Raw genomic sequence first — 18,303 nt, forward strand, 5'->3', positions numbered from 1 at the left:
GTCTCCCGCCGTTGCGACTTACGACTCGACTACGAGCAGTCGATGGAAGAAGCCGCGGTAGCCGCGGATCGCCTGGCGCAGCTCCTCGGTATCCGAATCGCCGACGCCGGAGCAGTGTTCCTCTAGCGTCCGCTTGCGTTCGGCCAGCGTGGTGGTCAGCTGGTAGATGAGGTCGGAGACGATCTTGTCGGCTTGGGTGACCGCGTCGCGCGGGTTGTCGACGAAAGCGCCTTGTACCTCGCGCCACTGGGTGCGCAGCTGATCCACGTCGGCCTCGGCGAACAGTGGGTCGCCGACATCGTCGAGTGATACCCGTTGCGGCGCAGCGTTATCCGTTGCAGCTGACCCGTCGGCGACGAGCACTGCCGTGGAATGGTCGGGCTCATCGGTCGGAGTGGTCACAGTGTCCGCCTCTATGTCGTGCGACTCGGCTGACACCTGGGCCGGCATGCCGTCGTCGGTGAGTGTGCCGTCGGTTGTCGAACTGTCGTCGGTCATCGAGCTTTCGGTCGTCGAGCTGTCGGTGGCCGAACCCAGCGGGGTGCCATCCGTCTCGTCCGCTCGACCCGCGTCATGGTCGGTCCCGCGGGACTCCCCGTCGTGCTCGACCACCTCCGACTTGGCGGGCCCGGTGACATCCGCGGCGGTCGGCTCCTGTTCGGGTTCGGCGATCTCCGCGGTGTGCGACGCAGGTTCCGACTCTGTTGCCGCCCAGCCGCTCTCGGCGTGCTCGCGGTCCTGCCAGCTCGGCGACTGCTCCTCGGCGGACTTGTCGGGATGCACGCTGCGTTCGTATTCCGTACTCATGACAGTGCTTTCTTGTCGTGCTTCTCATGCTTGGCCGGTTCGGTCTGCGGTTCGCCGCTCGCACCGTTCAGCAAGTCCTGGAACAGGTCTCGGTAGTGCACGATGGCGGTCCGCCGGTCCTCTGTGGACACCGCGCCAGTGTCGGCCTTGGTCGCGATCTCATGCGCGGCGCGGTAATGGCCGAGGGGTTCCGCGTGTTCCACGGACAGGTCGGCGACCTGTTGATCGAAATTCTCGGTGGGATAGCCGCGTTGGGCCAGCACCGTGGTCAGTAGCCGGTCCGCGGCCTGCAGCGCCGCCTGCGGATCGTCGATGAACTGCTCTTGCACCTCGACCCATTGCGCGGTGTAGAGCTGCTTCTGGTCCGACGTCAGTGGACGAAGTTCCAGTTCGGCGTGGCGCCGTTCCCGTTGGGCGAGTTCACGTTCGGCCGTGCGCCGGTCGTCGTGTTCCTGCACGGTCCTGTCGTATTCCGGCCCGAACCGGCTGCGCAATCGCTGCCTGCGCACCATCGGCCACACCAGTAGGGCGATCACCGCCGCAGCGACGACGACCACCAGCACGATCACTGTGATCAACACTCCAGTCGACACCTGAACCTCCTCGCCGAGCCTGTCGTATCGACCGGGTAATGCCTCGTTCGAGCAGATCCAAACTGTTGATCAAGCGCCGGTGTCACCCAGTGGGATCAGCTCAGGCGCAGCGCCGCCACTGGACAGCTGTCGATGGCCAGTTCGGCCAGTTCCCTGTCGGATTCGGCGACGGTGTCGACAAGGGGGGTGACGAGGGCGTCGTCGCCGACGCGGAAGAGGTTGGGCGCGATGGCTTCGCACATCGCGTGTCCCTCGCAGCGGGAGCGATCGGCGATGATTCTCATGACGGCAGTCGTTCCAGGTGGATGGGCAGACCATCGGCGGGCATGGGACCGGTCCCCGCGACCAGCGGCACCTGGTAGCCGGGTCGCACGGACCAGCGGTAGCGCAGGAGCATCTGGTGCAGTACGGCTTTCACGGTCATCCCGCCGAAGTACAGGCCGATGCACTTGTGCGCGCCGCCGCCGAACGGGGCCCAGGCCAACCGGTGGGATTTGTCTTCGCGGCGGTCGTCGGCGAAGCGTTCCGGGTCGAAGGTGTCGGGGTCACGCCAGTACTCCTCGATGCGCATCATCGGGTAGGGGCCGACCATGACGAGGGTCCCCTTCGGCACATAACCGCCGAGGATCTCGGTGTCTCGGATGGTTTCGCGAACCTGTTGCGCCACCGGCGAATACAGGCGCAGCGTCTCTTTGAACGCCAGGTCGAGGCCGGGTAGTCGGTCCAGATCCGCGTACTCGATGGCCGGTTTGCCGAGGGCACGGGCTTCCGCGCGCAGCCGGTCCTGCCAGTCGGGATGCCTGGCCAGTTCGTAGGCCAGCATCGACGCGGCGATCGTGCTGGTGTCGTGCGCGGCCATCATCACGAAGATCATGTGCTCGATCACCTCCTGATCCGAGAAGGTGTGGCCCTCCTCGGTTTCGGCGCGACACAGCACGCTGAACAGGTCACTTCCCTCGCCTGCCCGTTTTGCGGGCAGCTCGCGCCTGAAGTGCTCGGCAAGGATCCGCCTGCCACGGATACCGCGCGACCACACACCCCCGGGCACATTGGTGCGAATGAGCGCGGTCGCACCGTGCACCGCGTCCTCGAAAGCCCGCGCCAGCACTCTGCTTTCGGGGCCGAGCTCGGCGCCTGCGAAAACCTCGGTGGCTTGTGCGAGCAGAATCTCCTTGATCGCGTCGTAGAGCGGGAAGTCCTCGGCCGGCTGCCATCCACCGACGCCGCGGGTGATGCGCGGCGTGGTCAGGTCGAGGTAGCCGACGAGCCTCGGCCGGGTGAAGGCCTGCTGCATGATCCGGCGGTGGAACAGATGCTCGTCGAAATCACGAAGGAGCAGCCCGCCGTGAAAGAACGGGCCGATCATGAATTCCCAGCCACGCTGCGCCGAGAACACCTTGTCCCGGTCCATCAGCACCGCCTCGATGGCGGCCGGGCTGTAGACACCGACGACCGGACGCCCGAGCACACCCATCCAGTTCACCGGCCCGTAGCGCCGAAACCGATTGCGCGCCAACCCGACTGGATCACTCAGCGCATGCAGGGTGTAGCCGATGCCCGGCGCACCGAAGTTGCCGAGGACCGGCCGTAAGCCGCTGCCAGGCGGCGGCTCCGCCAGTGGACGCGCGGTGGACGGGTATTGATCGACGACACGAGCGCCGAGCTGTTGGGCGCGTTTGGCGATGCGCGCGCGCAGCTGCCGGACATCACCGGGAACATCGGTGATCCTCTGGGGCACAAGAAGACTCATAACGGCCGTCCCTTCGCTACACTGCGACAACTCGACCATACCGGAAACGCACGTTTCCGTAAACAGTTGTTTCCCGACTTCTGGTGTGCAAGGCTGCTCGGGTGACCCGAGCATTCAGCGGCACCTACCGGGGTACGTCGACCGCCGAGCGCAGGGAAGACCGGCGCAGACGGCTGCTGGACGCGGCCCTCGACATCGTCGGCACCCAGGGATTGTCCGCGCTGACCGTGCGGGGCCTCTGCGAGCAGGCCCGCGTCGGCCCGCGCTTCTTCTACGAGGCGTTCCCCGACCTCGATGCCCTCGCCGCGGCACTGCTGCTGGAAATCCAGGAGTCAGCGCTCGAACGCGCCCGCACGGCCGTCGCCGACACGGTCGGCGACCCCGCGGACAAGATCCGCGCCGGTGTCGCCGCGCTCATCATCGAACTCACCGACGACCCGCGCCGCGCCCAGGTCGTCTTCGCCCAGGCCTACGGCAACGAATCGATGATGCGCAGCCGTTTCACCGGCATGCGCCGGGTCGCCGACGTCATCATCGAACAGACCCGCCTCGTCCTCGACCTCCCCGAGGGCGACGACACCGCGGTCGCCACGACCTCGCAGCTGATCACCGGCGGCGCGTCGGAACTCGTCCTGGTGTGGCTGGACGGCGGACTCGACGTCGACCGCGACGGCCTCGTCGACCTGCTCGCCGATTTCGCCATCGCCATGGTCGCCCGCCTCCCCGAGGTCGCCGAACGCCTACGCTGACCGACATGCTGGTTGGACGGGCCGCTGAGCTAGCCGAGATCGATCGGCTGCGACTGCGGCCTCCCATTCGGCCCGAGCCACCCAGCGAAAGGATGCCACCGCCATTAACAGCGATCCCGACCTACTCGAAGATACATAAAGCCCGATCATCCAAACGCGCTTCAGGCAGGATTAGACGTGAGCATCGGCACGGCATTCAGCGATGCGTGGAAGAAATTTCGCAATCTTCTGGCGGGGGATATCAGGATAGGCGGTAATATCGCGTCGGATATGCCCCGAGAGGCTGGCACCGTATTACGTGCTGCGGCACATAAATTCAGTGCCGAAGACCACAGCCATCCAAGCGAGAATCCCGACGCGGCTGGGATAGGTAACCGTGAGCGGTCAACGGAGGAGCGGGACTCTAGTCGAGATTTTCCGGATCGGAGTATCCCGCTGCTCGAACACATGGACCCGGAAGTCGACGCACTGATCCGCCGGTACGACCACACATTGGCACAGAGAATTCTCGACCTCAGAGGCGCCGGATGGGAAATCCGCTACGGTGAAATAGGAAGCGGAAATCGGACCAGATTCGATCCTCCTGTCATCAATATCGACGGCGTGCATCGAGAGGACACGCTGAAGACGGTAAGTATTCTTGCGCACGAAACCAACCACGCCCATCCGGACGGCTACCACCCGCAGAACAAGCCAGACGAGAGAAAGACACCAGAGCGTGTGGTAGCCAAGGTGCAGGAACTGCTCGAAGCCGAGGGCGTAGCCGACCGGGCATTGCGTGACCTGTTGCATGACCCACGATGGATGCACAACAGGACATCATGGGCAGCAGCGAGGGTATGGGAGCAATTTAAAAACGAGGGCGACGCAGAAATAGCATTGCGCGATTCACGCAAGAGAATATTGAAGAACGGAGGTCCGGATATCGGACCCGGCTTCGACGACGCGGAGATCAATGGTATCTACGAAAGATATGAGAGAGGTGAGATATCTCGAGAAACGGCCCGAGAGGAAATTGGGTACGAATACGGAATTTCGCCCGGAGCTTCGCTCGTGCATCCCGATTTCGAGGCCCGCTCATATCTGGAATACTATAGCGAATATTATGGAAAGAGTTGGGACAACACCGTGACGGAATTGCTTCGTAAACAAGGTCGATGATGCCACGGAGCCGTGGCACGAGTACGACGGTCTTCGCGCCAGGAGCGGACGCGCCCTCGACCACTTGACAGGCGATCATCGACACCTCACTGCTCAAACGCGCTGCCACCCGTGCCGACGTCGGCCACGTCGCGGCATTCGCCGCCTCGGATCACGCAGCCGCCATCACCGACACCCAACTCAACATCTCCTGCGGCACGTTCTGCAACTGACCTAGGAGCTCGCGATCACGCTCGGCGCGAAGAACGAGAACAGTTCGCGCAGTAGCTGTTCCGGCTGTTCTTCGGGGAGGTAGTGCCCGCTGCCTTTGATCTCGACGACCTGGATGTCGGTGCCCTTGTCCGCCGACATCTGTTCGCGCAGGTGCGGATACGACTGCTCCCCCGCCAGGGTCAGGATCGGCAGGGTCACCGGTGGATAGGTGTCGAGGTCGGCGATGTCCTGGCGCATCGTCTGGTACCAACCGTTTCCGGCCCGGATGGCGTCGGGAGAATCGTAGGCGTGCGCGTAGATGCGCCGCGCCTGCTCGTCGACGGCGTCCTGATCGAGCAGCATGTGCCGGTAGAGCCAGTCGATCAGCAGCCGAAAGCGGTTGGCGAGCAGCGCTTCCGGCAGCCCGCGCAGCTGATTGAAGGCGAACCACCACGGGTAGCCGCCGAGCCCGTGCGCGAGTGCCTCGGCCTGTTCGTCGCTACCGGGCAACATCGGAATCGCCTGCCACGCCGCGTCCGGCACCCCCATGTCCACGGTGATCAGCCGACGCACCGACTGCGGGAAGTTCGCGGCGAGGTGATAGCCGAGCGAGGCGCCGATATCGTGCCCGACAACGAACGCGGACTCGTGGCCGAGGTGCCGGATCAGCTCGTGGATATCGCGGGCCATCGTCTTCTTGTCATAGCCGGCTTCCGGCTTGGCCGAGCCGCCCATGCCGCGCAGGTCCACGGCGGTCACCTCGTGGCGAAGGGCCAACTCCGGCATGATCTTTCGGAACTGCCACCAGGTCTGCGGCCACCCGCCGAGCAGGATCACCGGCGCGCCGGTCCCGCCGGTGACATGGTGCAGGCGAATGCCGTTGACCTCCGCGTAGCTACTGGTGAAATCGCCGGCCAGGGAGGCGGCGAGCTCGGCGTCGGTCGGAACAGTGGAAACCACAGAACAATCCTTTTCTTTAACGTTCGGTCCAGAAAATGGACACGACAATACGAAACGAGCTGTGCGAGAATTTGCGGGCCGAAGGGTCAGCCGAGCATGGCGAGCGCCTGATCGACGGTGTCGTCGAGGAACCGTTGCCGCAGCGGCGTCTTGCCGACCACCCGGACGCCCTGCAGCAGGGTCACCAGAAACCTGGCCAGCGCGACGGGATCGCGATCCGCCGCGAGCTCACTCTCGGCACGGGCTCGCATCAGCGCGCTCGTGAGCACCGTTTCCATGGTCTCGAGACCCGAGGTGACCAGCTGCCTCGCGCCCTCGTCGCCAGGCAACTCGACCGCGGTGTTGGTCATCAGACAGCCTTTTCGCGCGTCATCGGCCAACGAGGTCTCGGCATACCAGCGGATCATGGCGCGCACCGCGTCGAGCGCGGACCCCGGCACGGAGAGCTGACCGAGCAAGCCGGCCCTTGCGTCTTCGTTGTAGCGCTCGACCGCCTTGAGATACAGCTCCCGCTTGCCGCCGAACGCGCCGTAGATGCTGCCGCGCCCGAGCCGGAGATGGTCGACCAGATCTTGCATCGAGGTGGCTTCGTACCCCTGCCGCCAGAACAGCTCCATCGCCGTCCGCAACGCCACATCCGGATCGAATTCCTTCGTTCTGCCCACGATCGAGAAACCTACCCCATATGGACCGATCGTTCAACAAAAACGATTCGCGCTGGCCTTCCGGTCGGTTCCCGCTTAGGCTTTGCGACATGTACACGTGCACGCGATTTCTGTGCCCCGGGCCGATGGTCGGCCGCGGGGGTTGCTGCGTGCGCACACTCACGTAGTTCCTGTGGTCGGCGCCGGTTCGGGGGTTTCACCGAATCCGACCGGCTACCAAGGGATTACCGATGCCTACCTATCTCACTCCCCTCGATCTGTCCGCCGCACTGGCCGTGCGCGACCTGAGCGACGCCGCGCATGGTCCCCACGCCATGCAGACGCTGCTGCACGGAACGGTCAACGCCCTGGCGCGCGCATGGACGGCCACGGTGCGTGTTGTCCGCAACTCACCGATCGTGGCCGTCGCCGACAACTACGACAAGCTCGGCTACGACCCGGCCGACGTCACCCGCGACGCGCGCTACACCCGCTACCTCAGCCCGACCGCGATGCTGCGCAGCCACACGACCGCCGACATCCCTACTGCGCTAACGGAATACGTCGGCAAGAGCGCTGTCGACGAACTGATCGTCGTGCCGGGCCTGACCTACCGCAGAGACGTCGTCGATCGGATCCATGTCGGTGAACCCCATCAGGTCGATCTGTGGCGGCTGCGTTCACGACCCGATACCGGCGACGCGGACGTGCAGACCATGCTCGCCCACCTCGTCGACGCGGTGCTGCCCGGCGCCGCCTGGCGCACGACCCCGGCCGAACATCCGTATACCGCCCTCGGCAGACAGGTGGACGTCCGGCTCGGCGACACCTGGCTGGAGCTCGCCGAGTGCGGCCTCATCGCCGACCACGTCCTCGCCTGCGCAGGCCTCGATCCCGCCCGCTGGTCGGGCCTCGCGCTCGGCATGGGTTTGGACCGAGCCCTCATGCTGCGCAAGGGAATTCCTGATATTCGCTACTTGCGGTCCGACCACCCGCGCATCGCCGAGCAGATGCGCGATCTGTCGCCGTGGCGTCCGGTCTCCATGCTGCCGCCGATCCGCCGGGACCTCTCGGTGGTGATCACCGACGACACCGACGACGAAACCCTCGGCGACACCGTCCGCGCGGTCCTGCACGACCGACTCGACGATATCGAATCGGTCCTCGTCATCGCGCGCACCCCGTGGGCCGACCTCCCCGAAAAGGCAAGGGAGCGACTCCAGCTCACACCGGGCCAGACGAATGCCCTTGTCCGCCTGACGCTACGCCCGCTGGCCAGCACCATGACCGACGATCAGGCCAACGCCATCCGCAACGAGGTATATCGCGCCATCCATCTCGGTCCGACCTGGGAACTCGCCTGATCGACGCGGGCCGCAATACCGTTGAGGACAAGGGTATTGCGGCCCGCGCGAGAACGGTCCGACTCAGGCGGGCTCGCCGAACCAGCGAGCCAACGCGTCGGTGAGCCCGTCCAGGCTCCCCACGTCGGCGGCCCAGGCCACGAATCCGTCGGGGCGAACCAGCAGGCCGGTCAGGTCGGTCGGTTCGGCGGTCTTGGCCGTGACCACGCGCACCCGAGCCGCCCACTTCGCCGCTGCCGCACGCAATTCAGCCGAGTCGGCGAAGTCGAACAGCACCGCACCACCGGCGGCGAAGTGCTCGCCCAACCGTGACCCGTCGGACAGCTCGAGGTCCGGCATCGCCGCACCGACTCGCTCATGCCCGCCACCCAGGTCGTAGCGATGCAGCACACCGGAGATCTTCTTGAAGACCATGGTCGCGCCGTCGCGAGTGGTCAGCAGTTCGGCCATCACCTCGCGAAGTTGCTTGCTGCGCTGGTCCAGTCGCATCAGCGCGACCTGCGCCCTGGTCCAGTTCAACACCCACGCACCGATCGGATGCCGTTCGGCGGTATAGGTATCGAGCAAGTTCTCCGGCGCCCAGCCCTGCACCACCGCAGCCAGTTTCCAGCCCAGATTCACTGCGTCACCGACGCCGAGGTTGAGTCCTTGGCCGCCGAACGGCGAATGCACATGTGCCGCATCGCCTGCCAGCAACACCCTACCCATCCGGTAGTCGGTGGCCTGTCGCGTGTTGTCGGTGAATCGGGTCGCCGAATGCACCGCGCTGATGTGTATCTCTGCGCCGGTTACCGCGCGCAAGCTGTGCTCGAGTTCGGTTGCGGTGATGGGCGCGTCCCGGTCGGCGGGCGGCCCGTCGAGTTCTACGGTGAGAATGCGGCCTGTCGTCATCCCGTTGACGACGTAGATGCCGTGTGGGGTGGTGACCCAACCGGGTTCCAGCCCTTCGGCGCCGGTCAGGTCGACGATTGCCTGATGCCCGGTGATCTCCGGGCCCAACCCGGGGAAGTCGAACGCCGCCAGTTTCCGCACGGTGCTGCGGCCACCATCGCATCCGACCAACCAGCCCGCACGCACCACGTCGTCGCCCGCGCGCACCGTGACACCGCCGCCGTCGTCGGAGAAGTCGGTCAGTTCGACGCCGCGCCGAATCGGCACACCCAACTCGGCCGCCCAGGCGCCGAGGACCGCCTCGATCCGCTGCTGCGTCACCAGAAATACCGTCGCGGCTGGGCCGAGCTCGGCGAAAACCGGATCGTCGAAGTCGATATCGTCCAGATCGAGCATGAGGCCGCCGAAGTGACCGGCAAAGGGCGGCCGCTGCGGCGCTCCCTCCTCGGCCCCCTCGTCGGCCATTCCCCATCCCGCCCGCATAGCGCTGATCACCTTCCGCTGCTCCTCGATCAGCTCCGGCAACAGGCCGCGTCGATAAAACGCTTGTGCGGTAGGCACATTGATCGCACCGGCTTTGATCGTCAGATCTGGCTCCGTCAGCCGCTCGACCACAAGCACGTCCACCCCGGCAAGCCGCAATTCACACGCCAGCATCAGACCGACGGGTCCGGCGCCGGCCACCACCACATCGAATGTCTCGTTCATGACTTCGACTGTGCCCAGCACCGATTGCGGGGCTCTTGCATCGCCCTTGCACCCCCGTGACAGCACGAGGGGCGAGGCCGAAAGACCTCGCCCCTCGAATCTGCTTGTCAGGTCAGCGGTTCTGGTGGCTGCGCGCGCCGCCGAGGCGTTTGGCCTCGACCGGCTGTGCCGCCGCTCCCTTCTTGCCCGCCTCGCTGGCGCGCTTGGGGTCGTTGTCGAAGCTACCGCTGCTCGCCTTGCCACCTTGGCTGGCGATCTCGCGTTGCCGTTCTGCATCCATGGCGGCGAAGCCACGTGGGGCGGCCATGTGCATCCCTCCTTGCCTCGAGTACTGCTGTCGGCGACGGCCGTTCGGCCCGTCCCTGACGCGCTACCCGAGGATTGCAGCGGCAAACACCGCGGAGGTCAGGACTGGTGTTGCGGCACCAGCGCGGTCACCGGTTCCGGCGCAGGGGTGCGCTTGCGTCGGCCCGAGACCAGATACAGCGCGACGAGCAGCACGCTGAACCAGACATAGGTGTTGCCGATGACGTGTTGCCATGGCGTCCACGCGGTTTCGCGATTCTCCGCCGCGGGCAGCCAGTTCTGCGGGCCGTAGACGAACACCGCGGTGATGACCACGATGGTCACCGACCACCCGATGGCCTGCTTGCGCGGCAGCAGCGTGGCGTATCCGACGGCGCCGAGCAGCGCGGGGGCGATCCAGACCCAGTGGTGCGACCAGGAGATCGGCGAGAGCAGCAGGGTGAAGACCGCGTTGATGCCGAGCGCGAGCGGCGGGAAGTCGACCGCGCGCCGCATGGCCGCGACCACCAGCACGAGCAGCGCGAGCCCGAGCACCACCCACAGGCCGGTAAACAGCGGCTCCGGCACCCGCAGCCGAGCCATGACCGCTTGAATCGACTGATTGGTATGGAATGCGGAACCGCTCAAACCGGACACGTTGCCGAGACCGCCGAACCAGTATTTCGCGGAATCGTGCGGCAGGATGGCGAAGCCGAGCAGCGTGGCGCCCACGCCGGTGGCCGCGGCCGTCGCCGCCGACTTGTAGTCCTTGCGCACCAGGAAATACAGCACGAACGCGGCCGGGGTCAGCTTGATCGCGGCGGCGATGCCGATCAGCATGCCGCGCTTCCAGCGCGGCTTGTGCGTGAGGCAGTCGGCGGCGACCAACGCCATCAGCAGCAGGTTCACCTGACCGAAGTCCAGCGTCGAATGCACCGGTTCCAACAGCAGGCCGAGCGGGGTCGCGCACGCGGTCGCGAACAGCGCGAGCGTGCGCTGCTGCTCCGCGGGCCAGATCCGGCGAGCGACCAGGTACAACGTGAGGGCGAGCGCGGCCACCGACGAGACGAAGAAGCTGAACGCGGCAACCTCCCACGGCAGCAGCGCGAACGGGCTCAGCGCGAGCGCGGCGAACGGCGGGTAGATGAACGGCAGCCCGGCGCCGATGGTGGTCTGCGGCAGCTGTCCGTACATGTCCGCGCCGTGGCGTAGGGCGTCGACACCGAGGCGATACACCTGGAGGTCGATGAACCCACCGGTGATCTTCTGGTAGGGCCAGACCGGCAGCAGCAGACAGAACGCGGTGAACGCGGCGGAGAGCACCGGTGCCAGCCACACCACGACCCCGAGTCGACGGTGCTGGGTCTCCGGCTCATCGGCGGTGGTGACACTACTCATCCGCGGCGACTATACCGACTCACAGCGGCTGATACACCACGTGGGCGTTACCGCGACCACTCGCCACGCCGCTCCTCGGACAATGCGGGCATTTTCCCAGCACAGGACGGCACGCGGGCAACCGAGGATCGGCCGGGTCGCGCACCTGGTAGGAATGAGCGAATGGGCGCTGACATGGATCCGGAACTGCTCGAGCTGACCACCAAGATCTTCGGTTTCGCCAGGCAGGGCGACGCCGCCTCGCTCGCCACCTATCTGGACGCCGGCGTCTCGGCGGACTTGAGGAACGAGGCAGGCGACACCTTGCTCATGCTCGCCACCTATCACGGCCATCGCGATGCGGTCGCCGCGCTGCTCGACCGCGACGCCGATCCGACGATCGCGAACGACAAGGGCCAAACTCCGTTGGCGGGTGCGGTCTTCAAGGGCGAAACCGAGATCGTGCGGCTGCTGCTCGAATCGGGCGCCGACCCGGACCAGGGCACCCCCTCGGCCCGCGATGCCGCACTCATGTTCGGCAAAGAGGATCTGCTGAAGTTGTTCAGCGACTACTGATCCCGGCTACCCGCGCTTGCGGACCGCGGCCACCGCCTTGCGCGCCGCCACCAGCACGGGATCCCACACCGGCGAAAACGGCGGTGCGTACCCGAGATCGAGCGCGGTCATCTGCTCGACCGTCATGCGCGCGGTGAGCGCGACGGCCGCGATGTCGACCCGTTTGCCCGCGCCCTCCCTGCCGACGATCTGCACGCCGAGCAGCCGCCCGGTGCGGCGTTCGGCCAGCATCTTCACCGTCATCCCCGCCGCGTCCGGGTAATAGCCTGCGCGACTGGTCGATTCGATCGTGACGGTGACGTACTGCAGGCCCGCCGCCCGAGCGTCCTTCTCCCGCAAGCCCGTTCGCGCGACCTCGAGGTCACACACCTTGCTCACCGCGGTGCCGACCACGCCGGGAAACGTGGCGTAGTCGCCGCCGATGTTGGCGCCGATGATCTGACCGTGCTTGTTGGCGTGGGTGCCGAGCGCGATATGGCGGTCCCGGCCCGAGACCAGATCCAGCACCTCCACGCAATCGCCGCCCGCCCAGATGTTTTCGTGGCCACGCACCCGCATCGCCAGATCGGTGAGCAGCCCGCCGTGCTCCCCCAGCGGCAGCCCGGCGGCACGGGCCAGGTCCGTGTCCGGGCGCACCCCGATGCCGAGCACCACCACGTCCGCGGGGTATTCGGCGCCTGCGGTGACCACGGCGCTGACCCGTCCCTGCGCGTCGGTGCGCAGCTCGGTCACCTCGGCATCGTCGACAACGGTGATGCCCATGCCCTGCATGGCGGCGCGCACCAGTGCGCCCATGTCCGGATCCAGGGTCGCCATCGGCTCGGAGCCGCGGTTGACCATGGTGACCTCATAGCCGCGATTGATGAACGCCTCGGCCATCTCGACCCCGATATAGCCCGCGCCGACCACGACGGCGCGCTTGCCCTCGGTGCGCTCGAGGGTGTCGATCAGCGCCTGCCCGTCGTCGAGGGTCTGCACGCCGTGCACGCCTGCCGCGTCGATGCCTGGCAGCGGCGGCCGGATCGGGCGCGCGCCGGTGGCGATCACGAGTTTGTCGTACTCCGTCCAGGTTTCGGCCCCGGACTCGAGGTCGCGGGCGCGTACTCGGCGACCGGCGACGTCGATCTCGGTCACCTCGGTGCGCAGCCGCAGATCGATGCCGCGGGCGCGGTGCTCCTCGGGGGTGCGGGCGATCAACGCGTCCCGGTCGGTCACATCCCCGCCCACCCAGTACGGGATGCCGCAGGCGGAGAACGAGGTGAACCGGCCGCGCTCGAAGACGACGATCTCCAGCTCGCTCGCGTCCTCGAGCCTGCGCGCCTGCGACGCCGCCGACATGCCCGCCGCGTCCCCGCCGATGACCACCAGTCGTTGCATACTCCTCACGCTACGACCCAGCACCGACAGCCGGGCGCATGGGCCAGGTCACGGCGATTTTCGGCGGAATTCCTGGTTGCCGAGCGGTTGACCCGTGATTACTTCACACTGATCTTCTGGCAAACGCTGTGTGAGGGCAGTGTTTACACCCGGGAGCACTACATGACCGAAACACCGTCCCCGTCCGACGACGAACGTCGGCTCGCCGAACTCGGCTACAAACAAGAACTGGCCAGATCGTGGTCCGGCTTCTCCAATTTCGCCATCAGCTTCACCATCGTCTCCATCCTGACGGGCGGATTGGCCAGTTACGGAATAGGTTTGGCCAATGGTGGGCCGATCACCATGGCATGGGGCTGGCCGCTCGTCTCGATCATGGTGTTGTTCGTCGGCCTGGCGATGGCGGAATTGGCGTCGGCCTATCCGACCTCGGGCGGGTTGTATTGGTGGGCTTCGCAGCTCGGCGGGCCGGTCTGGGGCTGGTTCACCGGGTGGTTCAACCTGATCGGCCAGATCGCGGTGACCGCGGCCATCGACTACGGGGCGGCGATCTTCACGACCGTCGTGCTGAACGTGATCGGCATCGATATCGGCACCGACCGCACCGCGATTTTCCTGGTCTTCCTCGCGATCCTGGTGCTGCACGCGGTGCTCAACGCGATCGGACCGCACCTGTCCGCGGTGATCAACAACATTTCCGCGTGGTGGCACGTCGGTGGCGTGGCGATCTTCGTGCTCGTCCTCGCGTTCGGCGCGAAACAGCATCAGAGCATCGAGTTCGTGTTCACCGAAACCGTGGACAACAGCGCAGTCGGGTTCGGCGGGGTGGCGTTCAGCTTCCTGCTCGGCCTGCTGCACGCCCAGTACACGTTCACCGGGTACGACGCGTCCGCGCACATGTCCGAGGAAACCCACGACGCCTCGCGGATGGCGGCGAAGGGCATCATCAACACCATCGTGGTCTCGGCGATCGCGGGCTATCTGCTCATCATGGCGGTCACTTTCGCGATCCCGAATCTCGAGGACGCCCTTGATCCGACGAAGAACAGCGGCTACCCGGTGATCTACATCCTGGAGAATTCGCTGAACTCGTTCTGGTCGGGGCTGCTGCTCGTCATCGCCGCGATCGCCCAATTGTTCTGCGGCTACGCCTCGGTCACCTCGGCCTCGCGCATGCTTTTCGCGTTCGCCCGCGACGGCGCGGTGCCGGGATCGCCGCTCTGGTCGAAGCTTTCGGCGCGGAAGGTGCCGGTGAACGCGGTGCTGTTCATCTCGTTCTTCGCGTTCCTGCTGCTGATTCCGTCGATGCTGGTGCCCGCGGAGAACGCGCCGACCGCCTACGCCGCCGCTACCTCGGTGGCGACCATCGGGCTGTACATCGCCTACGGCATTCCGATCCTGTTGCGGCAGTGGCACGGTGCCCGATTCCGAACCGGCCCTTGGCAACTCGGCCGCTGGTATCGCCCGATCGGCGTCGTCGCGCTGATCTGGATCGTGCTGATCAGCCTCCTGTTCATCCTGCCGATGGATGATCGCGGCTATCCATGGAACAGCGAGTTCACGTGGACGACAGTCAATTACGCGCCGATCGCACTGATCGGCGTCGTCGGCGCGATCGGCATCTGGTGGGTGGTCTCGGCCCGCACCTGGTTCACCGGTCCGAAGCGCACGGTGGACGAGGCGGGCGACGAGACGGCGGTGAAGGCCTGACCGCCCTTGCTGCGCCGTTTCGATCTGCCGCGCGAATATGCCGACCAGATATGCGACCTCCCCCGAATATGACTATCTCGAGGTTCCGGTTCTGGAAGTGTTCCAGTCCGATCAAGGCAGTCACGCCAATTTCGGCCGCAGCTAGCCGTTGATCAGTGCCGAGTTGGACCAGGCGATAGCGGCTACCTGCCGAGAATGACGGGTGCCGCGCGGTATGTCGGTGGCGGTCGCTAGGTTCGAGGGATGGAAAGGATCGACCTGGAAGGCAGACCGACGGTGGGACGGATTGTCTTCCCGGGAAACCCATGGCCTGCCGGGCACGCGATCGAGGAGTTCGCGTGGACCGGGCGGATCGACGAGAACGGCAATCTATGGTTCGACCTGCATCTCCGGACGGTCGGGTACAGCGCCGACGGTGCACCGAAAGGCACAGGGGACGAGGAGGACTGGGCATCGCCGGTGGTGTGGCAGAACTACGGGCGCTGCACGTTGTCCTCGACATACTGGGGTGAGGACGACGGCACCGGATTCCTCGCCGCCACGCCGGGGAAAATGTTTCAATTGAAATCGTTGACACCACAACGCTTAACCGCGGACCCGCTGCCGCTCGTCGATGCCGATCAACTCGAATTTCTCGCCTTCAACATCTACCTGCTCGGCCACGATTCGGTCGCCGACCAGGAGGTGGTTTTCACCAGGCGCCCAGACGGCACGCACGACATCGACTGGTCCGGCCGCATCGCCCTCACCTACGTCGACGACACCGAATTCCGGCACCGATTCCTGGTCCGCAATACCGCCGCGCTCGAATACATCCGCTACCCGGCGACGCTGTCGCCGGTCGAGGCGCACGACCTGCTCAGGGCGGTTTTGGACGCCCCGGAATTATTCGAGACGGGCCTCGTCGACGGACAACCAGCATGGGTGCCTAAACAGTAATTCGCAGAGTTGTTGTCCCAGCCTGTTTTTCGGCGAATCGCGCTACCGTTGGACAGATGAATTACGAGTTCGTTGTGCTGCCGATGGGGGCCGTCGACTCGCCCGCACAGGTTCGCGACTATGTCCGGACTCAGTACGGACAACCGGTCGATGAGCAGCTGCACCGATTCGTCGTTGCCGCGCTGCATGGCTGGAATTCCCGCGTTCCCGCCGCTTACCGCCACGCCTTGCTCAATGTGGAAGCCGCAGGCCATTCGGTGCGCGTGACCGCCGCCGATCGCGCCGACCGGCGCCGACACCGCAGTTCCGCCGTCGACAGCGCGGCAACAGCGGTCCGCCGCTTGATCGAAGGCCTCATCCTGGGATTGGAGTACCAGCTCTACGACGCGGCCGACGACAGTCTGTGGCCGCCGAAGCGTTCCGAGTGATCGCCCACTCCTCGAAATCCGCACCGGTTCTAGGGATCCGCACCCACTGCGGGGGCCCTGAGGGGGTGCGGATCCCAAGAAGGAGTGCGGATTTCGGCGAGGTCAGGCCGCGGAGTGGCCGGGGAGGACGCAGGCGGTGTCGAGGCCGAGTACGCGGTTGAGGCGGCCGAAGGCCAGCCAGGAGCCGATGCTCATGCTGAGTTCGACGACCTCGGTCTGGGAGTAATGGGCCAGCATGCGAGTCCAGAAATCGTCGTCGATGCTGTGGTGGTCGAGTGCGTACAGTTCGGCGTATTCGGCAGCGAGCCTGGTGCGTTCGTCGAACGCATCGGTGGTGCGCCATTCGGTGACCGCGTCGGCGAACTCGGGTTCCACCTTCTTCCCGTCGCGCTCGGTGCGCCAGTCCTGACAGAAGAGGCATCCGTTGATCTGCGCGATGCGCAGGCGGGCAGCCTCGAATTCGCGCAGACCCAAGGTGCTGTGCGAGTACACCGACAGCGAGAACTGCGACGCGGCCAGGCCGATGCCCGGCACCATTTCGCCCCAGACGTAGCCGATCGGATCCTTGCCCGCGGGAATGTCGATGATCATGGGTTTTTCCTTCCGAGTTTGCCGACCGCCGGCCGCAGTGGGATGTCGAGCGCGTCGTAGAGCCCGGGCTCGGCGTCGACGAGCCAATCGATGGCGCTCACCAAACGCCCTACGGCAGTGGCGTTTCCGCCCGCGGCCCGATTGCCGCCCTCGTCGGTCGCCTCGATGGTGACCTCGATGCGCGGGCGGCCCTCGATGATCACCCGGTGCGCGCCGTCGCCGTCGGCGGGCGCGGGCCAGTCCGGCGCGCAGGACGCATGGATGCGGGTCACGTGCTCGATGACGATGCGCGGCACCCCCGCAACGATGCCTTGCACCTCGAATCGCACCGCCCCCTGCGTGCCCGCCTCGAAGTCCCCCATCGACGCGGTGGTGATGGTCGTGTCGAGCGCCCGCCGGTCCAGCGTCTCGCGGATCTCGTCGAGTTCGACGCCGAGTGCGCGCGCCATCAGCCGAATCTGCCCGCCCCACACCATGGTCGGCACGGTCGCCGCGAGCATCGGCGGCTGATAGTCCATCGGCTGGCCCATGCCGACCAGATAGCGGACCGAGTCCGGTTGGTCATAGGTGGCGTAGTCGAAGATCTCTTGGCAGCGCAGCACATCCACGGTGCCGCCGAGGCCGCTCACCAGCAGTGGCAGCACATCGTTGCCCCACCCGGGATCCACGCCGGAGACGAACAGTGAACCGCCGCCTTCCTCGATCGCGGCCAGCACCGGATCACGCACTTCCGCAGGCGCATTGCGCGGGTCGTACAGGGCGTAGAGCGCGGGCGTGACGACCACCGCACCTGCCCGGATCGCCCGCACGATATCGGCGAGCGCGTCGTCGGGCCGGATATCACCGGACGCCGCGTACACGATCGCCTGTGGCGCGGCGGCCAGCATCGCCTCGATGTCGTCGCTCGCGGCAACGCCGACGCGATAGTCGAGTCCGCTCAACTCCCCCGCGTCGCGGCCGACTTTGCCGGGATTGTGCACGAGCACACCCGTGAGTTCGAGCGCCGGATGCGCCTCGACGGCCCGAATGGCCGCCCGGCCGACATTGCCGGTGCCCCACACCGCCGTGGAGATCATGCGGCCGAGCGTAGCAAGCGCTTGGTCGGTTATTTGGGGTATTCGCGAACCTTGAGGGTCTTGTGACAACAAGGGGCAGCACAAGGTACGCTGTCCCTCGTCTGAAGATCTGCGAGCTGCGATCC

19 protein-coding genes are annotated in these 18,303 nt (G+C 65.9%); 7 read left to right on the forward strand and 12 right to left on the reverse strand.

Annotation, left to right across the window (positions count from 1 at the left end; translation table 11 throughout):
- Positions 1-18 precede the first annotated feature (18 nt).
- From ACGFNJ_RS33935 to ACGFNJ_RS33950, 4 genes are all read right to left on the reverse strand, one after another.
- A complete protein-coding gene (locus ACGFNJ_RS33935; RefSeq protein ID WP_393457798.1) occupies positions 19-807 on the reverse strand; it encodes a hypothetical protein in 789 nt (262 codons plus the stop codon).
- The gene (locus ACGFNJ_RS33940) at positions 804-1,400 is read right to left on the reverse strand and encodes a hypothetical protein (protein ID WP_393457801.1); all 597 of its coding nucleotides are present in this window, start codon (positions 1,398-1,400) and stop codon (positions 804-806) included. Before ACGFNJ_RS33940 ends, ACGFNJ_RS33935 begins: the two co-directional genes overlap by 4 nt.
- 95 nt (positions 1,401-1,495) lie before the next feature.
- The gene (locus ACGFNJ_RS33945) at positions 1,496-1,684 is read right to left on the reverse strand and encodes a ferredoxin (RefSeq protein WP_393457804.1); all 189 of its coding nucleotides are present in this window, start codon (positions 1,682-1,684) and stop codon (positions 1,496-1,498) included.
- On the reverse strand, positions 1,681-3,150 hold the full coding sequence (locus ACGFNJ_RS33950; RefSeq protein WP_393457807.1) for a cytochrome P450: 1,470 nt from the start codon (positions 3,148-3,150) through the stop codon (positions 1,681-1,683). Before ACGFNJ_RS33950 ends, ACGFNJ_RS33945 begins: the two co-directional genes overlap by 4 nt.
- Positions 3,151-3,251: 101 nt before the next feature.
- Here ACGFNJ_RS33950 and ACGFNJ_RS33955 point away from each other — a divergent pair, with 101 nt between their 5' ends.
- Complete coding sequence (locus ACGFNJ_RS33955) at positions 3,252-3,899, forward strand: TetR/AcrR family transcriptional regulator (protein ID WP_393457810.1); 648 nt, start codon at positions 3,252-3,254, stop codon at positions 3,897-3,899.
- Positions 3,900-4,076: 177 nt separating this feature from the next.
- Positions 4,077-5,060, forward strand: a complete 984-nt coding sequence (locus ACGFNJ_RS33960) for a hypothetical protein (protein ID WP_393457813.1) — start codon at positions 4,077-4,079, stop codon at positions 5,058-5,060.
- Between the two features lie 213 nt (positions 5,061-5,273).
- On the opposite strand, the gene ACGFNJ_RS33965 is transcribed toward ACGFNJ_RS33960, so the two are convergent.
- Entirely contained in the window at positions 5,274-6,212 is a 939-nt protein-coding gene (locus tag ACGFNJ_RS33965) for an alpha/beta fold hydrolase (protein WP_393457816.1), read from the reverse strand.
- Positions 6,213-6,298: 86 nt separating this feature from the next.
- Entirely contained in the window at positions 6,299-6,877 is a 579-nt protein-coding gene (locus tag ACGFNJ_RS33970; protein ID WP_393457819.1) for a TetR/AcrR family transcriptional regulator, read from the reverse strand.
- Positions 6,878-7,107: 230 nt separating this feature from the next.
- On the opposite strand from ACGFNJ_RS33970, the gene ACGFNJ_RS33975 reads away from it, so the two are divergent.
- Positions 7,108-8,220, forward strand: coding sequence for a hypothetical protein (locus ACGFNJ_RS33975; RefSeq protein WP_393457822.1), 1,113 nt, complete (start codon positions 7,108-7,110; stop codon positions 8,218-8,220).
- 63 nt (positions 8,221-8,283) lie between these two features.
- Here ACGFNJ_RS33975 and ACGFNJ_RS33980 read toward each other — a convergent pair whose 3' ends face one another.
- The 3 genes from ACGFNJ_RS33980 to ACGFNJ_RS33990 form a co-directional block, all read right to left on the reverse strand.
- Positions 8,284-9,819, reverse strand: a complete 1,536-nt coding sequence (locus tag ACGFNJ_RS33980) for an FAD-dependent monooxygenase (RefSeq protein ID WP_393457825.1) — start codon at positions 9,817-9,819, stop codon at positions 8,284-8,286.
- Between the two features lie 112 nt (positions 9,820-9,931).
- Positions 9,932-10,126 carry a general stress protein gene (locus ACGFNJ_RS33985; RefSeq protein WP_393457828.1) on the reverse strand — a complete coding sequence of 65 codons (195 nt, stop codon included), beginning with the start codon at positions 10,124-10,126 and terminating at the stop codon, positions 9,932-9,934.
- Between the two features lie 98 nt (positions 10,127-10,224).
- Entirely contained in the window at positions 10,225-11,502 is a 1,278-nt protein-coding gene (locus ACGFNJ_RS33990) for a glycosyltransferase 87 family protein (RefSeq protein WP_393457831.1), read from the reverse strand.
- A 162-nt stretch (positions 11,503-11,664) separates the two neighbouring features.
- On the opposite strand from ACGFNJ_RS33990, the gene ACGFNJ_RS33995 reads away from it, so the two are divergent.
- Positions 11,665-12,057 (forward strand): ankyrin repeat domain-containing protein, encoded by a 393-nt coding sequence (locus ACGFNJ_RS33995; protein WP_393457834.1) that lies wholly within the window; start codon positions 11,665-11,667, stop codon positions 12,055-12,057.
- 6 nt (positions 12,058-12,063) lie between these two features.
- Here ACGFNJ_RS33995 and ACGFNJ_RS34000 read toward each other — a convergent pair whose 3' ends face one another.
- Positions 12,064-13,434 carry an FAD-dependent oxidoreductase gene (locus tag ACGFNJ_RS34000; RefSeq protein WP_393457837.1) on the reverse strand — a complete coding sequence of 457 codons (1,371 nt, stop codon included), beginning with the start codon at positions 13,432-13,434 and terminating at the stop codon, positions 12,064-12,066.
- Positions 13,435-13,596: 162 nt separating this feature from the next.
- Here ACGFNJ_RS34000 and ACGFNJ_RS34005 point away from each other — a divergent pair, with 162 nt between their 5' ends.
- From ACGFNJ_RS34005 to ACGFNJ_RS34015, 3 genes are all read left to right on the forward strand, one after another.
- Entirely contained in the window at positions 13,597-15,144 is a 1,548-nt protein-coding gene (locus tag ACGFNJ_RS34005; RefSeq protein WP_393457840.1) for an amino acid permease, read from the forward strand.
- A 243-nt stretch (positions 15,145-15,387) separates the two neighbouring features.
- Positions 15,388-16,083: a hypothetical protein gene (locus ACGFNJ_RS34010; RefSeq protein WP_393457843.1), complete on the forward strand. Its 696-nt coding sequence runs from the start codon at positions 15,388-15,390 to the stop codon at positions 16,081-16,083.
- A gap of 56 nt (positions 16,084-16,139) precedes the next feature.
- On the forward strand, positions 16,140-16,511 hold the full coding sequence (locus ACGFNJ_RS34015) for a hypothetical protein (RefSeq protein ID WP_393457846.1): 372 nt from the start codon (positions 16,140-16,142) through the stop codon (positions 16,509-16,511).
- A gap of 102 nt (positions 16,512-16,613) precedes the next feature.
- Here the strand turns inward: ACGFNJ_RS34015 and ACGFNJ_RS34020 are convergent, their stop codons facing one another.
- Positions 16,614-17,102: a carboxymuconolactone decarboxylase family protein gene (locus ACGFNJ_RS34020; protein WP_393457849.1), complete on the reverse strand. Its 489-nt coding sequence runs from the start codon at positions 17,100-17,102 to the stop codon at positions 16,614-16,616.
- Positions 17,099-18,178 (reverse strand): dihydrodipicolinate reductase, encoded by a 1,080-nt coding sequence (locus tag ACGFNJ_RS34025; protein ID WP_393457852.1) that lies wholly within the window; start codon positions 18,176-18,178, stop codon positions 17,099-17,101. The genes ACGFNJ_RS34020 and ACGFNJ_RS34025 overlap by 4 nt, the downstream gene beginning before the upstream one ends.
- Between the last annotated feature and the right edge of the window lie 125 nt (positions 18,179-18,303).

This window comes from Nocardia sp. NPDC049149 (assembly GCF_043197455.1).
Lineage (GTDB): Bacteria > Actinomycetota > Actinomycetes > Mycobacteriales > Mycobacteriaceae > Nocardia.

Bases quoted from the DNA above. Each gene is read 5' to 3' on its own strand.
- ACGFNJ_RS34015 (WP_393457846.1), top strand. From the start codon at position 16,140: ATGAATTACGAGTTCGTTGTGCTGCCGATGGGGGCCGTCGACTCGCCC.
- ACGFNJ_RS33975 (WP_393457822.1), top strand. From the start codon at position 7,108: ATGCCTACCTATCTCACTCCCCTCGATCTGTCCGCCGCACTGGCCGTG.
- ACGFNJ_RS33985 (WP_393457828.1), bottom strand. From the start codon at position 10,126: ATGGCCGCCCCACGTGGCTTCGCCGCCATGGATGCAGAACGGCAACGC.
- ACGFNJ_RS33945 (WP_393457804.1), bottom strand. From the start codon at position 1,684: ATGAGAATCATCGCCGATCGCTCCCGCTGCGAGGGACACGCGATGTGC.
- ACGFNJ_RS34000 (WP_393457837.1), bottom strand. From the start codon at position 13,434: ATGCAACGACTGGTGGTCATCGGCGGGGACGCGGCGGGCATGTCGGCG.
- ACGFNJ_RS33980 (WP_393457825.1), bottom strand. From the start codon at position 9,819: ATGAACGAGACATTCGATGTGGTGGTGGCCGGCGCCGGACCCGTCGGT.
- ACGFNJ_RS34005 (WP_393457840.1), top strand. From the start codon at position 13,597: ATGACCGAAACACCGTCCCCGTCCGACGACGAACGTCGGCTCGCCGAA.
- ACGFNJ_RS34010 (WP_393457843.1), top strand. From the start codon at position 15,388: ATGGAAAGGATCGACCTGGAAGGCAGACCGACGGTGGGACGGATTGTC.
- ACGFNJ_RS34020 (WP_393457849.1), bottom strand. From the start codon at position 17,102: ATGATCATCGACATTCCCGCGGGCAAGGATCCGATCGGCTACGTCTGG.
- ACGFNJ_RS33990 (WP_393457831.1), bottom strand. From the start codon at position 11,502: ATGAGTAGTGTCACCACCGCCGATGAGCCGGAGACCCAGCACCGTCGA.
- ACGFNJ_RS33935 (WP_393457798.1), bottom strand. From the start codon at position 807: ATGAGTACGGAATACGAACGCAGCGTGCATCCCGACAAGTCCGCCGAG.
- ACGFNJ_RS33995 (WP_393457834.1), top strand. From the start codon at position 11,665: ATGGGCGCTGACATGGATCCGGAACTGCTCGAGCTGACCACCAAGATC.
- ACGFNJ_RS33950 (WP_393457807.1), bottom strand. From the start codon at position 3,150: ATGAGTCTTCTTGTGCCCCAGAGGATCACCGATGTTCCCGGTGATGTC.
- ACGFNJ_RS34025 (WP_393457852.1), bottom strand. From the start codon at position 18,178: ATGATCTCCACGGCGGTGTGGGGCACCGGCAATGTCGGCCGGGCGGCC.